Origin of the sequence: Variovorax ureilyticus (assembly GCF_037889935.1) — a bacterium.
Lineage (GTDB): Bacteria > Pseudomonadota > Gammaproteobacteria > Burkholderiales > Burkholderiaceae_C > Variovorax > Variovorax ureilyticus.
The window spans coordinates 386,317-398,916 of record NZ_JBBKZU010000006.1 but is presented as its reverse complement, the minus strand read 5'-3'; the positions used below and the strand labels follow the sequence as shown (position 1 = coordinate 398,916).

At 67.1% G+C, this 12,600-nt stretch carries 15 protein-coding genes; 8 read left to right on the top strand and 7 right to left on the bottom strand.

Annotation, left to right across the window (positions count from 1 at the left end; all coding sequences use genetic code 11):
* Position 1: 1 nt before the first annotated feature.
* Entirely contained in the window at positions 2–685 is a 684-nt protein-coding gene (locus WKW77_RS16580) for a hypothetical protein (RefSeq protein WP_340357945.1), read from the top strand.
* Positions 686–735: 50 nt separating this feature from the next.
* On the opposite strand, the gene WKW77_RS16575 is transcribed toward WKW77_RS16580, so the two are convergent.
* Positions 736–909, bottom strand: a complete 174-nt coding sequence (locus WKW77_RS16575; protein WP_340357944.1) for a hypothetical protein — start codon at positions 907–909, stop codon at positions 736–738.
* Positions 910–1,021: 112 nt separating this feature from the next.
* Between WKW77_RS16575 and WKW77_RS16570 the strand changes: the two genes are divergently transcribed.
* From WKW77_RS16570 to WKW77_RS16550, 5 genes are all read left to right on the top strand, one after another.
* A complete protein-coding gene (locus tag WKW77_RS16570) occupies positions 1,022–1,639 on the top strand; it encodes a DUF2939 domain-containing protein (RefSeq protein WP_340357943.1) in 618 nt (205 codons plus the stop codon).
* Positions 1,640–1,655: 16 nt separating this feature from the next.
* Positions 1,656–3,701, top strand: a complete 2,046-nt coding sequence (locus WKW77_RS16565; protein WP_340357942.1) for an AsmA family protein — start codon at positions 1,656–1,658, stop codon at positions 3,699–3,701.
* Positions 3,702–3,866: 165 nt separating this feature from the next.
* Positions 3,867–4,184: a hypothetical protein gene (locus WKW77_RS16560; RefSeq protein ID WP_340357941.1), complete on the top strand. Its 318-nt coding sequence runs from the start codon at positions 3,867–3,869 to the stop codon at positions 4,182–4,184.
* Entirely contained in the window at positions 4,181–4,534 is a 354-nt protein-coding gene (locus WKW77_RS16555; protein WP_340357940.1) for a hypothetical protein, read from the top strand. The genes WKW77_RS16560 and WKW77_RS16555 overlap by 4 nt, the downstream gene beginning before the upstream one ends.
* A 32-nt stretch (positions 4,535–4,566) precedes the next feature.
* Positions 4,567–4,761, top strand: coding sequence for a hypothetical protein (locus WKW77_RS16550; RefSeq protein ID WP_184525469.1), 195 nt, complete (start codon positions 4,567–4,569; stop codon positions 4,759–4,761).
* On the opposite strand, the gene WKW77_RS16545 is transcribed toward WKW77_RS16550, so the two are convergent.
* From WKW77_RS16545 to WKW77_RS16525, 5 genes are all read right to left on the bottom strand, one after another.
* Positions 4,749–5,720 carry a universal stress protein gene (locus WKW77_RS16545; RefSeq protein WP_340357939.1) on the bottom strand — a complete coding sequence of 324 codons (972 nt, stop codon included), beginning with the start codon at positions 5,718–5,720 and terminating at the stop codon, positions 4,749–4,751. The genes WKW77_RS16550 and WKW77_RS16545 overlap by 13 nt on opposite strands.
* 246 nt (positions 5,721–5,966) lie before the next feature.
* A complete protein-coding gene (locus tag WKW77_RS16540; protein WP_340357938.1) occupies positions 5,967–7,226 on the bottom strand; it encodes a M20 family metallopeptidase in 1,260 nt (419 codons plus the stop codon).
* A 4-nt stretch (positions 7,227–7,230) separates the two neighbouring features.
* A complete protein-coding gene (gene uraD, locus WKW77_RS16535; RefSeq protein WP_340357937.1) occupies positions 7,231–9,009 on the bottom strand; it encodes a 2-oxo-4-hydroxy-4-carboxy-5-ureidoimidazoline decarboxylase in 1,779 nt (592 codons plus the stop codon).
* A gap of 13 nt (positions 9,010–9,022) precedes the next feature.
* Entirely contained in the window at positions 9,023–9,964 is a 942-nt protein-coding gene (gene puuE, locus WKW77_RS16530) for an allantoinase PuuE (RefSeq protein ID WP_340357936.1), read from the bottom strand.
* A 16-nt stretch (positions 9,965–9,980) separates the two neighbouring features.
* Complete coding sequence (locus WKW77_RS16525; RefSeq protein ID WP_340357935.1) at positions 9,981–10,646, bottom strand: GntR family transcriptional regulator; 666 nt, start codon at positions 10,644–10,646, stop codon at positions 9,981–9,983.
* Between the two features lie 85 nt (positions 10,647–10,731).
* Between WKW77_RS16525 and uraH the strand changes: the two genes are divergently transcribed.
* Positions 10,732–11,094, top strand: a complete 363-nt coding sequence (gene uraH / locus WKW77_RS16520; protein ID WP_340357934.1) for a hydroxyisourate hydrolase — start codon at positions 10,732–10,734, stop codon at positions 11,092–11,094.
* 113 nt (positions 11,095–11,207) lie between these two features.
* On the opposite strand, the gene WKW77_RS16515 is transcribed toward uraH, so the two are convergent.
* Positions 11,208–11,714, bottom strand: a complete 507-nt coding sequence (locus tag WKW77_RS16515; protein ID WP_340357933.1) for a hypothetical protein — start codon at positions 11,712–11,714, stop codon at positions 11,208–11,210.
* Positions 11,715–11,767: 53 nt separating this feature from the next.
* On the opposite strand from WKW77_RS16515, the gene xdhC reads away from it, so the two are divergent.
* Positions 11,768–12,586, top strand: coding sequence for a xanthine dehydrogenase accessory protein XdhC (xdhC, locus tag WKW77_RS16510; RefSeq protein WP_340357932.1), 819 nt, complete (start codon positions 11,768–11,770; stop codon positions 12,584–12,586).
* The last annotated feature ends 14 nt before the right edge of the window (positions 12,587–12,600 follow it).

Here is a 12,600-nt window from a genome sequence, read left to right as displayed (position 1 = left end):
CGTGAACGCGGCCACCCTTTCGCTGTGGGCCGGGGTGGTGGTGGTCGGGGTTCTTCACGGGCTGAACCCGGCGATGGGGTGGCCGCTGGCCGTGGCGAACGGACTCGGCGAGAAGCGCGACACGGCGGTCTTCGCAACCTGGTTGCCGCTCGGAGCGGGGCATCTGCTCGCGATGGCGCTGGTGCTCGTACCTTTCGCGGCCCTCGCGTGGATGCTGCGCTGGAACCATGAGCTTCGCATCGCGGCGGGCCTCCTGGTGTTGTCGTTCGGCGTGTGGCGGCTGATGGGTCGGCATCGTCACCGCTGGTTGAGCCGCGTGCGGCCGACGCAACTGGCGCTGTGGTCGTTCCTGATGGCGACCGCGCATGGAGCGGCCCTGATGCTGCTGCCCATTCTCCTGGGCCTGTGCGACTCGTCGCAGCCCGCGTCGCCAGCGTCGCCGTCCGGCCTTTCGGATCACAAGGCAGTGATGGAGCTGATGCGCTCCAGCGTCGGCGTCGCCGTCACCGTCTCGCTGGTGCACACGGCGGCCATGATCGGCGCGGGACTGGGTGCCGCGTGGATCGTCTATCGCTACCTCGGCCTGCGCGCGCTGCGTGGCGCGTGGCTCGACCTCGACTTCGTGTGGGCGCTCGGGCTCATCGCCGCGGGCCTTGCGGGCATCGCGACCGCGGTGATCCGCTAGGCCCCAGAAACAGAAAAGCCCCCGAAGGGGCCTTTCATGTTTCGTTCATCTCAGGCTGCGCTTGCCTTCGTGGACTTCTTGTGTGCCGTCTTGTGCGACGACTTGTGCTTGGACTTGGTCTTGGCAGCCGGCGCAGCGGTGGGTTCGGCAGGGGCCTGTGCGAAGGAAGAACCGGCGGCGAGTGCGAAGCCTGCAGCGACGAGAGCGATGAGAGTGCGTTTCATGAATGATCGGTGTTGTGACGGTTTTTGAGGTTGGCCGATCCGAAATTCCGGATCGGTCAAGGCGTTCAACGCGCGACTTCGAAGTCGGATGACACGTTGCAGAATCTCTTGCATGAAATCCAAAAGTCTCGTCGCGGTCGTTTTGGTCCTGCTTCTGGGCCTCGCGGCGTACTGGTATTGGTCGCCGTTCCTGGCCCTGCGGCAGCTCCAGACGGCGGCCCGCAACGGCGACGCGGAAGAATTCAACCGGCATGTGGATTACCCGAGGTTGCGCGAGAGCCTGAAGGACCAGTTCTCGGCGCTCGTCGCACAGAAGCTCGGCGCGCAGAAGGATCCGGGCAATCCACTCGCGACCCTCGGCAGCATGCTCGGGCTGGGGCTGGTCAACCAGCTCGTGGACGTGATGGTGCGGCCGGAAACGGTCATGGCCGCGATGAGCCACGGCCGGCTGGCGCAGCCCGCACCTGCCGCGACCCCCAACCCGGCACCGGCCCCGGGCCAGGCTGCGCCCGCGAGCCCGCCACGGACGGACGCAGGAGCGCAGACGGACGACAGGCCGCGTTGGGTCATCGACAGGCAAGGCGTCAGCCGCATTACCGCCTTCGCGATCGATCCGGCAAAGCCCGAGGAGCCCAATTCGGAGCGCCTCGGGCTGGTGTTCGAACGCAGCGGCTTTGTTGACTGGAAGCTGACTGAAATCAGGATGCCCGCTTCGGCATTCAGCCAATAGCGGGCCGCCCGACGCCATGGCCGACACCCCCCACGTCACGGACCCGAAGCGCAGCGGGCGTGGCTGGCGCATCGCGGGCATCGTGCTGGTGGTCATCGTGCTTCTGCTGGTGGCCGCGGCCATCGGGTTGCGCATGGCCTTTCCGCCGGCGCGCATCTCCGCGCTGCTGGCCGAGCAGGTCACGGCGGCGACAGGGCGTGTGTTCCGCATCGACGGCGATCTGTCGATCCGACTGCTGCCGACGATCGCGGTGCGCGCCGAGGATGTCGCATTGGCCAATGCGCAGTGGGGTTCCCGGCCGGACATGTTCCGCTTCCGGCGCGCGGCGTTCGAGGTCTCGCTCCGGGATCTGCTCGATCGCAGGATCCGCATCCTGAGCATCGAGGTGGACGGTGCCGACGTGCTGCTCGAGACCGACGGCGCCGGCCGCTACAACTGGCAGATGGCGCCGCGTGCGCCATCCACCGGCAATGCGTCGGCACCGCCGCTCGCGCTGGATCGGCTCGTGCTCTCGCAGGTGCATATCGGCTATCGGGACGCGGGCAAGGGCACGTCGAGCGAGATCGACATCGAGTCGCTGGAACTGCAGGCGCGGGCGGATCTCGACCGGTTGACCGCCGCCTTGAGGCTCGGGCCCCAGCACTGGACGGTGGAAGGCGACATCGGCCATCCGGCCATGCTGCTGGCTGGAACCGACGAATGGCCGTTCAACCTGCGCTTCGCGACCGGCGGCGCGCTCATGACGGCCAACGGCAGCATGGGTGTCGGCCCGCGTACCGGAACGCTGTCGGCCAGGCTGACGGTGCGTGCCGACAACACCCGGGCGCTGTCGCAGCTGCCGCAGTTGTCGAAGTTCGCGGCCGCGTTGCCGATGCCGGTGGAGGCCAGTGCGGATCTGCAGCGCAACCGGGACGAATGGCGCTTCGATGCGCTGACGCTGTCGCTCGCCGGGCAACTGATGAAGGGCCGGGTCACCTGGATGGCGACGCAGCCGACGGCCAGTCTGGACGTGGCACTTTCGGGCGCGGAGATCGACCTGGGCAAATGGGGTGTCGGTCGATCGGCGAGCAAGCCGGCTTCGGCCGAGACCGGATCGCGCAAGCCGGTCTTCGGCGATGTGCCGCTGATCACGTTCGAGTCGCTGCCGCCGTTTGCGCTGCGGATTGCGCTCGGCGTCGATCGGCTGACGGTGCCGGGCTTGCCGATGCTGTCGGGTGTGAAGGCGCGTGCGGTATCGGAAAAGGGACGATTGACGATCGAGCCCGTTTCGTTCGGTGCGGCCGGTGGCGAGATCAAGGGCAGTCTTTCGATCGCGTCGAGCCATGGGGCGGCGCCTCGGACCGAAGTGCAACTGACGGCGCGTTCGCTGTCGGTCGACGCGCTCGATGAATTGTGGAGCGGGGGCAAGCAGTTCAAGGGTGGCCGTGCGAGCCTCGCCGCCAAGCTGTCGATGACCGGCCGCACGCCACGCAGCCTGGCCGCCTCGTCGAACGGCGATGTGCAGTTCTCGGTCCGCGACGTCGCGCTGGCGGGTCGGGCTGCGGCGCTCGATCGCGGCATCGTCGCGCGCCTCGTCGACGTGCTGCTGCCCAAGCAGGCTTCGCGCGAAGACCTCGTGGTGCAGTGCGCGGTGGCACGCCTGCCGCTGCGCAATGGTGTCGCACCGATCGACCGGTCGATCGCGATGGAGACGCGGCAGATCGCGGTCGCGGCGATCGGACAAGTCGATCTGGCGAAGCAGACGATCGAACTCGAATTCCGCCCGCGGGTGAAGAAAGGGCTGGACCTGAATCCGGGCAGCCTCGTTCAGCTCATGCTGCTGAAGGGCCCGCTGGAGAGTCCCGAGCTGAGCATCGACCCCAAGGGCACGGTGCGGCAGGCAGCGACCTATGGCGTGGCCGCGGCGACGGGTGGCCTGTCGCTGCTCGCGCCCGCCCTGCTTGGCGATGCAGGCGTCGCCACCGATTGCGGACTGGACGGCGGCGCTGCGAAGGGCGGCAAGGCCTCGCAGCCGGAAGGGCGCAAGTTCAGGCTGCTGCGGCCGTTCGAATCGATGCGTTGAGGCCCACCACGCGTGACGGGCCCGGCCGGAGGCGAAGCGAGCCCAAAATGGCGAGGGCGTTTGTGACGGGCCGATGACCGAATTTCGTGAATTAGTTCCGGTCGCAGAAAACGTAAGAAGAAAGTTGAATGGGAGCGCTTGTAACTTTATGTTTACATAGGCACAATGTATTACATGGACGCACGAAACATCTCCAAACCTCAGTGGACCAGCGCCGGTCTTCTGGGACTCCTTCGCGCAAGCCTGCCGCCCACCGATCGCGCGCGGGCCGTGGCCTCCCATGCCAATCCCCCGCCCGAGCGGCTGGACAGCGATCAGATCGCCGAAGTGGCCAGTGCCTGGCGCGATCGCAGCTCGTTTGGAGATCTCGGTGCCGAGTCCGTCGCCCAGGCGCTTGAGATGGTCGCCCGCCGCCGCGCCGAGAAGCAGAACCGCATCCAGGCGATGGGCAAGCGTCTTACCGATCTGATGAGACTGCCTTGAGTCGCCTGCATGTCCGTCGCGTTGCGCGCCGCCTGGAGCGGATCCGCCGGATGCGATGCCGGACCCGTCCGTCCCAGTTTGTCCAAACCAATCCCAACGCCATGAAAACCCAGAACGAAGCGATCAGCGAAGGCTACAACGTCGATCTTTCCGGCCCCGGTCGGCCGATGGGCGCGCGGGGCAAGTACCCGAATTTCGAAGTCATCCCGCTGCTGACCGACATGGAAGCGGAGCTGCTCAACACCCTGGGCCTGATTCGCAAGCTGCTGACCGAAGGTGCACCGACCCAGGACGCCCAGGAAGGCGTCGTGCTCGCGATCGACGGCCTCCTGTCCGTCGCCCGCGCCTGAAGTCAACTTGCGAATCGCCCGAGGAGCCAAAGATGAACACCTACCAGACCGCGAACCAGGCCGTCGGCGTCGCCCGCACCCTGAGCAAGAGTTCCGCCTGCACGATCGTCGTCTACCAGGCCGGCGCAGGCAGGTACGTCACGGCCCGCCCCACCGACTCGGTCAGCGGGCTCGTCATCGGTGTCTATCGCAACGGCTACCTGCTCCCCAGCGGTCAGCGCGCCTGAGCCGGAAGACGCAGGCCTTCGGCCTTCAATCTTTGCCCGGCCGCGACACCCGTCGCGGCCCGCGCGTCACGGGGCACGACCAACACATCGCTCGTCGCCCAGCGGAGCACCCGCTCCGCCACATTGCCCAGAAAGAAATCCGCCACCGGTGACCGTCGGCGCCGCCCGACCACCAGGAGATCGGCGCGCAGGTATTCCTGCTGCACGACCGCCTGGCGCGCCGGATCGCCGTGGCCGATCGTGGACATCACGCGATTGCGCCTGGCATCGAACGAATCGGTGAGCCACAGGATGCGGTTGCGCGCGTATCGAAGGCAGTCCTCCCGGTATGCGCGGATCTGGTGAATGGAGGCTTCGGCGGAGCGCAGCTTCGCCTCGTCGCGCGCGCTGATGGCGTGGAAGAGCTGGATGTCCGCGTGGCGGTCGAGATCGCACGCGAGTCGCACCAGATGCTTCGACTCGGCGCTGAAGTCCACCGCGACGAGGATCCTGTCGTACGACCTGTTGGCCGCACGCCGGACCAGGAGGACCGGGCAGCGCACGAGGCGCGCCAGCCGTTCGGCGGCGTGCCCGCGCACGAACGTCATGAGCGGACTCTCGCGGCAGGCCGGCAGCACGACGAGGTCGGCACATCGCCCCTCGCCGGCGACGTGAGCCAGCGTGTTGGCAGCCTGGTCGACGGTCCTCACCGTCAGCGGGAAACGCGCGCCGAGCGCGCGGGCGGTCTGTGCCAGGAGGCTTGCCGCATGAGGCCTCGGCAATGCGCCTCCCAGCGAGGCGACCATCAGCTTGAGCGTCGCGCCGTGCTCGACCGCCAGCCGGGCCGCCCGGTCCATGGCGCAGCCCGCCTGTGCGGAGAAATCGGTCACCGCGAGGATCGAGCGGATTTCCGCCGGCCGGCCGTGAAGGGTGTGATGAGGAACGGCGAACACGGGTTCGCCGGAATTCGTTGCATGCATGGACGCACTCCAGTCGAATACGGTTGCTCGCACGAGGAGCAGCCGCTGCCGCGCGGGAGGGATGCCCGGCGGTCGATGGTTTGCGCAAGAAGGGGAGGGAAACGGACCGCCGGGCTCAGGAATCTGCTGCGAGGAGCAGGGAGCGAAGAGGGACGGTCACGGTGTGCATGCGGGCGAGTGTAGGCCGGGGCGATGCGGTCACGCGCAATGACCGCACGCCACGTGCCGGATTCGGGCGAAGCCCGATCAGGACAGCAGATCGCTGAGCGTCCGCGCGATCACCTTCGTTGCGCGGCGCAGGTCTTCGAGCACCACGCGCTCGTCGTTGCGCTTGGCGTGCGATTCGAGCACCGTGCGCGGCCCCGCGCCGTAGATCACGCCGGGGATGCCGGCTTCGCCATACAAGCGCACGTCGGTGTAGAGCGGCGTGCCCATGGCCTTGATCGGTTCGCCGAAGATCGCCTGGCCGTGCTTCTGGATGGCATCGACCAGCGGCTTGTTGCCCGGCAGCGGCTTCATCGAATTGGCCAGCAGCATGCGCCGGATCTCGACCGTGATGCCCTGCATCTGCGCCGCACTGTCTTCGATCACCTTGCGGATGTTGGCTTCGACTTCCACCGGGTTCTCTTCGGGGATCATGCGCCGGTCGAGCTTGAACACCACCTTGCCGGGAACCACGTTGGTGTTCGTGCCGCCTTCGATCAGGCCCACGTTGAGGTAGGGGTGCGTGATGCCCTCGACCTTCGACGTGACTTCCTGATAGAGCTTGTTCTGCGCGTAGAGCGCATTGAGGATGTTCACCGCGCCCTGCAGCGCGTCGACGCCGGTGGTCGGAATGGCCGCGTGCGCCATCTTGCCGTGCACCGTGACTTCCATCTGCAGGCAGCCGTTGTGCGCGGTGACCACTTCGTAGCTGAAGCCCGCGGCGATCATCAGGTCGGGCCTGGTCAGGCCGTTCTTGAGCAGCCAGCCCGGGCCGAGGATGCCGCCGAATTCCTCGTCGTACGTGAAGTGCAGTTCGACGCTGCCTTGCGTCGGCTTGGCCACCGCTTCGAGTGCGCGCAGCGCGAAGGTGAAGCTCGCGAAGTCGCTCTTGCTGACCGCGGCCGCGCGGCCGTAGAGGCTGCCGTCCTCGATCTCGCCGCCGTAGGGGTCGTGCGTCCAGCCTTCGCCGGGTGGCACGACGTCGCCATGTGCGTTCAGCGCCACGACCAAGCCCTTGCTTGGTCGTTCTCCATCTTTGCGGCCGCCATCTTCGCCGTACTTGCGGCGCACGATCAGGTTCGTGATGGACTCCAGGCCGTAGTCCTTCACCTCCTGCTCGGGCACCGCATGCTTCTCGGCCTCGAAGCCGAAGGCCTTGATCAGTTCCGCGGTGCGTTCGGCGTGCGGGGCGTTGTTGCCGGGGGGCGTGTCGGTGGGCACGCGCACCATTTCCTGAAGAAAGCGCACTTCCTCGTCGAAGTGGGCGTCGATCCAGGCGTCGAGCTTGCTGTAGTCGGTCATGGTCTTAGTGGGCTTGTTCGTTGGCCAAATCGTTGAGCAGCGACTGGAAGGCCTGCACCGCCAGTTGCATGTCGTCGTTGGTGCTCGATTCGAGCGGGTTGTGGCTGATGCCGGAGTTGATGCCGCGCACGAAGAGCATCGCCTGCGGCATGACTTCGTGCAGCTTCATGGCGTCGTGGCCGGCGCCGCTGGGCATGCGGAAAAGCGGCACGCCGAGCTGGTCGACCGCCTTTTCCCAGCGCTTCTGCCATTCGGGCGCGCTGGGCGCGGCGGCGGCGCGCATGGTTTCTTCGAGCGTGTGGCGCACGCCGCGCCGCTCGCAGATCTCCTTCAGCGCATCCAGCACGTCGTTGGCCAGCGCATCGCGCTGCGCATTGTTCGGCGCGCGCAGGTCGAGGCTGAACTTGCAGCGCCCCGGCACGACATTGATCGAGCCGCTGGGCACTTCGAGCATGCCGACGGTGGCGACGGAGTCGCCGTCCTTCGCGGCGCGCTTCTCTGCGAAGAGGATCAGCTCGGCCACGGCCGCGGCCGCATCGCGGCGGCGGTCCATCGGCGTGGTGCCGGCGTGGCTCGCCATGCCGATGACCTCGCCGACGAAGCGCACGCTGCCGTTGATGGACGTGACGATGCCGAGCGGAAGGTCGAGCTCGGTGAGCACCGGACCCTGCTCGATGTGCACTTCGACGAAGCCGAGGTACTTCGACGGATCGCGCTGGAGCTTGGGAATGTCCTCGTCCTTCAGGCCCGCGTGGCGGCGTGCCTCGCGCATGGTGATGCCGTCCGCATCCTTCTGATCGAGCCAGGCGTTGTCGAAGTGGCCGATCAGCGCGCCGGAGCCCAGGAAGGTCGCCTTGTAGCGCTGGCCTTCTTCTTCGGCGAAGCCGACCACCTCGAAGCCGAAGGGCAGGCGGCGGTTCTGGCGCTTGAGTTCGCGAACGCAGGCCATCGGCACGAAGATGCCGAGGCGACCGTCGTACTTGCCGCCGTTGCGCACCGTGTCGTAGTGCGATCCGGTCAGCAGGGTCTTCGCGCCCGGCGTGGCGCCGTCGTAGCGGCCGACCACGTTGCCGACTGCATCGATCTCGACATGGTCGAAACCGGCCTCGCGCATGTCCTGGGCGATCTGCTGCGCGCAAGCGCGATGTGCGTCGGTGAGGTAGGTGACGGTGAGCTGGCCCTTCTCCGCGTAGCCGGGATCGGTGTGCGCCGACAGCTTTTCCTGCCAGTCCCAGACCTCGTTGCCCAGCGCGGGGTCCGCATCGAACTTGTCGTCGAGCCGGATCTCCGCGATGCGGTGAATGTTGCGCAGCGCCTCGCCGAGTTCGAAATCCGGATGGTTGTGCACCCGGCGCTCGAAGGTCTCGATGATTTCCTGCTTCGAAAGGCCGGTGCCGCGCGGCCCGCGCACCGCGAGGATGAACGGAAAGCCGAACTTGGCGTTGTAGCCGGCGTTGAGCTGCTGGATCTTCGCGAACTCCTCGGGCGTGCACTGCGTGAGGCCCGCCTTGTTCTGCTCGTTGGTCGATTCGGCCGTGAGGCTCTTGGCGACCATCGCCTTGCCCGCCAATTCGGGGTGGGCGCGGATCAGGCCGAGTTGCTCGTCGCGCGATGCGCCGGCGACGGCCTGCACGAGCGCGTGCTTCAGGTGCGCCAGCGAGCGGAAGGGGCGCGCCTTGGCCGCGCGCTCCGCGATCCACGGCGAGTGTTCATAGACGCCGTCGAGGAATGCGATGAATTCGGCGCCCGAAGCGGCATTCAGTTGGTCGATGGTGAGGGCCATGTCGGTCTCCGTTCTAGGCGGCGGCGTAAGGATGGGTCGCCTTCCAGTGGCGCGCGATGTCGACGCGGCGGCAGACCCACACGCGGTCGTGCGCGGCGATGTGGTCCAGGAAGCGCTGCAGCGCGGTGATGCGCCCCGGTCGTCCGAGCAGGCGGCAGTGCATGCCGATGCTCATCATCTTCGGTGCTTCGTCGCCCTCGGCGTAGAGCGCGTCGAAGCTGTCCTTCATGTACTGGAAGAACGGGTCGGCGTGCGAATAGCCTTGGGGCAACGCGAAGCGCATGTCGTTGCAGTCCAGCGTATAGGGCACGATGAGCTGCGGCACCACGTCGCCATCGGTCTTCTGCACCTTCATCCAGAAGGGAAGGTCGTCGCCGTAGTAGTCGCTGTCGTATTCGAAGCCGCCGTAGTCGGCCACCAAGCGGCGCGTGCGCGGGCTGTCGCGGCCGGTGTACCAGCCGAGGGCGCGCTCGCCGGTGAGCTTCTCGATGGCTTTCATGCCCAGGCGCATGTGCTCGCGCTCGGTGGCCTCGTCGATGCCCTGGTAGTGGATCCAGCGCCAGCCGTGGCAGGCGATCTCGTGGCCCAGCTCCTTGAAGGCGGCGGCGAGTTCCGGATAGCGCTCGAGCGCCATGCCGACGCCGAACACCGTCAGCGGCAGCTCGCGCGTCTCGAACTCGCGCAGGATGCGCCAGACGCCGGCGCGCGAGCCGTATTCGTAGATGCCTTCCATGCTGATGTGGCGCTCGGGAAAGCTGGCCGGGTTGAACATCTCCGAGAGGAACTGTTCGGAGCCGGCATCGCCGTGCAGGACGCAGTTCTCGCCGCCCTCTTCGTAGTTCAGAACGAACTGGACGGCAATGCGTGCGCGGCCGGGCCATTGCGCGTTCGGCGGATTGCGGCCGTAGCCGACGAGGTCGCGCGGGTACGGAAGGGTGGTGTCGTAGATGCTCATGGTGGTCGGATGGGTTTCAGGCCAGCGCCAACGCGATGTCGTGCGTGGGAACCTTGCGGTCGAAGGTCAGATTGGCCTCGACGTGCTCGAGGTGCTCTGTCATGAGGCGGACCGCGCGCTCCTCGTCCTTGGCCGCGAGCGCCTTCACGATGTCCGCGTGCTCGTCGTTGGAGTGCTCGGCCGCGCTGGCGCTCTGGTACATCAGCGTGATGAGCGCGCAGCGCGAGATCAGCTCGCCGAGGATCTGGGCCAGCACGGCATTGCCCATCAGCTCGGCCATGCGTACGTGGAAGTCGCCGAGCAATTCGGTGCGGCCCGAGATGTCTTCGCCTGAGACGGCGGCCTTCTCGAGCGCCACATGCTCCTTGAGTGCCTTGATCTTGGCCGGCGTCACGCTGCGCACGAAGGCGCGTGTCATCTCGGCTTCGAGCATGCGGCGCACCGCGAAGACCTGCTTGGCCTCGTCGACCGCCGGCGCCGCCACGAACGCACCGCGCGCGGGCTCGAGGCGGATCAGCTTGTTCTGCGACAGCTGGAACAGCGCCTGCCGCACCAGCGTGCGCGAGACACCGAAGTGGTCCGCGAGCTTCTGCTCCGCCAGCTTGCTGCCCGGCTGGAGACGGTGCTCCACAATGGCCTTGGTGAGTGCGTCGACGATGGCGCGGGTGGTGGTCGATTCCATGGTCTTTTCATGATAGACCGAAAGCCCGGAACTGTATACACTTTTGTCGACCGGAATTTCCCGAATGCACTGAAGGAGCGAATCCATGGGCCTGAGCACCCACGTACTGGACACGATGCACGGCACGCCCGCCGCCGGCATGGAGGTTGCGCTGTACACCACCGACGGAACGGGCGAAGACGCGCGCGCCACGCTGGTGCGGCGTTTCACGTTGAATGCGGATGGGCGAAGCGACGGCCCGCTCTACGACAACACGACGCTCAAGACGGGGACATACCGCCTCGTGTTCGACGTGGCCGGCTATTTCAAGGCCCGCGGCGTGAGCTTGCCGGAGCCGAACTTCCTCAATCGCGTGTCGCTGGACTTCGGCGTCGCGCGCGCCGACCAGCACTATCACGTGCCGCTGCTGGTGAGCCCCTGGAGCTATTCCACGTACCGCGGCTCTTGAAATGTTGCTCGCCCCCAGGCTGCGCGCACTGCGTGTCGCTTCGCCAACCCCCTGCCGGGAGCAACGCCAGCGGCCCGGGGAAGCCGGTTCCGCGGCGTTTGCGGACTAGCGGGCTACAGTTGTCCTTCGCTCAGCGTGTCGAGTTGGAAATGACCGTCCTCATCCCACAGCCAGGTGTCGGTCCAGGTCACCTTGCCGAGCTTCGTCGGCGCCGGGAAGGGCGAGGCTTCGAGCACGGCCTTCTCGATTTCCGCGATCACCTCGGGCGCGTGCTTCGGCGCGCGCATCCAGTGCATGGACATCACCTTGCCGCCGGCGTCGAGATCGACCTGCAGCGTGCCGACCGCATAGAGCATCGGCGGCAGCTTGCCTTCGTAGATGCGCCGCTTGTTGAGCTGGTAGACGTAGCGCGCGGCGTCCTTGCGGTAGTCGCGCGCGGTCGTTGCGTTGGACGGCGTCGGGCGGGGGCGGTTGGTGTCGCCGCGGTCGGGCGTCGCGTTGCTGAGTTGGCCGGGGACGGCGCCTGGTGCGGTCGGAGGGGTGCCGCAGCCGGCGAGCCAGAGGCTGGAGACAAGGGCGCCCGCCAATGCAAGGCGGCGCGGCGTGAGCTTGAAATTCATTGGCGCGGTTATACCGTGGCGGGCAACGGGCGCCGAAACCGGAGGTATCGCGGATGACAGGCGCGGTTGATGAACTCCTCGCGCGACTGAAGCGCGAGCACGGCATCCTGGTGCGGGTCGAATCGACGCAGGGCTCGGCGCCGCGCGAGGCCGGGACCTGGATGGCGGTCTGGGCCGACGGCCTGACTGCGACGATCGGCGGCGGGCAGCTCGAATTCCAGGCGACCGAGGAAGCGCGCGCCTGGCTCGCGGGCGGCCCGGCCATCGAAGGCATCCGCCGCTATCCGCTCGGGCCGAGCCTCGGACAGTGCTGCGGTGGTGTGGTGTTCCTGTCGTACCGGCGCATCCAGGCTTCCGATGCGCAGGCGCTGCAAAAGGAATTGCTCGCGCATCTCGAACCGGTCGCGCTGTTCGGCGGCGGCCACGTGGGCGCGGCGCTGGCGCGGCTGCTGTCGACGCTGCCGTTCTCGGTGCGCTGGATCGACAGCCGCGACGGCGTCTTCCCCGACGAATTGCCGGCACAGATCGAGACCGAATATTCCGACCCGGTGCAGCAGGCCGTCGCCGACCTCGCGCCCGGCTCGCGCGTGCTGATCATGAGCTTCAGCCACGCGGAGGATCTGGACATCGTGATCGCCTGCCTGAAGCGCCTGCGCGAGCGCGACGATCTCCCCTACATCGGCCTGATCGGCAGCAAGACCAAATGGGCCACCTTCCGCCATCGCCTCGAATCGCGGGGCTTCACGGCGGCCGAGATGGACCGCGTGACCTGTCCGATCGGCGTGCCGGGCATCACGGGCAAGGAGCCGGAGGTGATCGCTGTCGCAGTGGCGGCACAGTTGTTGCAGGCGCTCTATTCCGCACGGCCGTGATCAGGGTTTTCCTG

Coding starts and splice junctions, on each gene's coding strand:
- uraD (WP_340357937.1), bottom strand. CDS start 9,009: ATGGCCCTCACCATCGACCAACTGAATGCCGCTTCGGGCGCCGAATTC.
- WKW77_RS16540 (WP_340357938.1), bottom strand. CDS start 7,226: ATGACCGACTACAGCAAGCTCGACGCCTGGATCGACGCCCACTTCGAC.
- WKW77_RS16550 (WP_184525469.1), top strand. CDS start 4,567: ATGAACACCTACCAGACCGCGAACCAGGCCGTCGGCGTCGCCCGCACC.
- WKW77_RS16525 (WP_340357935.1), bottom strand. CDS start 10,646: ATGGAATCGACCACCACCCGCGCCATCGTCGACGCACTCACCAAGGCC.
- uraH (WP_340357934.1), top strand. CDS start 10,732: ATGGGCCTGAGCACCCACGTACTGGACACGATGCACGGCACGCCCGCC.
- WKW77_RS16565 (WP_340357942.1), top strand. CDS start 1,656: ATGGCCGACACCCCCCACGTCACGGACCCGAAGCGCAGCGGGCGTGGC.
- puuE (WP_340357936.1), bottom strand. CDS start 9,964: ATGAGCATCTACGACACCACCCTTCCGTACCCGCGCGACCTCGTCGGC.
- WKW77_RS16545 (WP_340357939.1), bottom strand. CDS start 5,720: ATGCATGCAACGAATTCCGGCGAACCCGTGTTCGCCGTTCCTCATCAC.
- WKW77_RS16560 (WP_340357941.1), top strand. CDS start 3,867: ATGTATTACATGGACGCACGAAACATCTCCAAACCTCAGTGGACCAGC.
- WKW77_RS16575 (WP_340357944.1), bottom strand. CDS start 909: ATGAAACGCACTCTCATCGCTCTCGTCGCTGCAGGCTTCGCACTCGCC.
- xdhC (WP_340357932.1), top strand. CDS start 11,768: ATGACAGGCGCGGTTGATGAACTCCTCGCGCGACTGAAGCGCGAGCAC.
- WKW77_RS16570 (WP_340357943.1), top strand. CDS start 1,022: ATGAAATCCAAAAGTCTCGTCGCGGTCGTTTTGGTCCTGCTTCTGGGC.
- WKW77_RS16515 (WP_340357933.1), bottom strand. CDS start 11,714: ATGAATTTCAAGCTCACGCCGCGCCGCCTTGCATTGGCGGGCGCCCTT.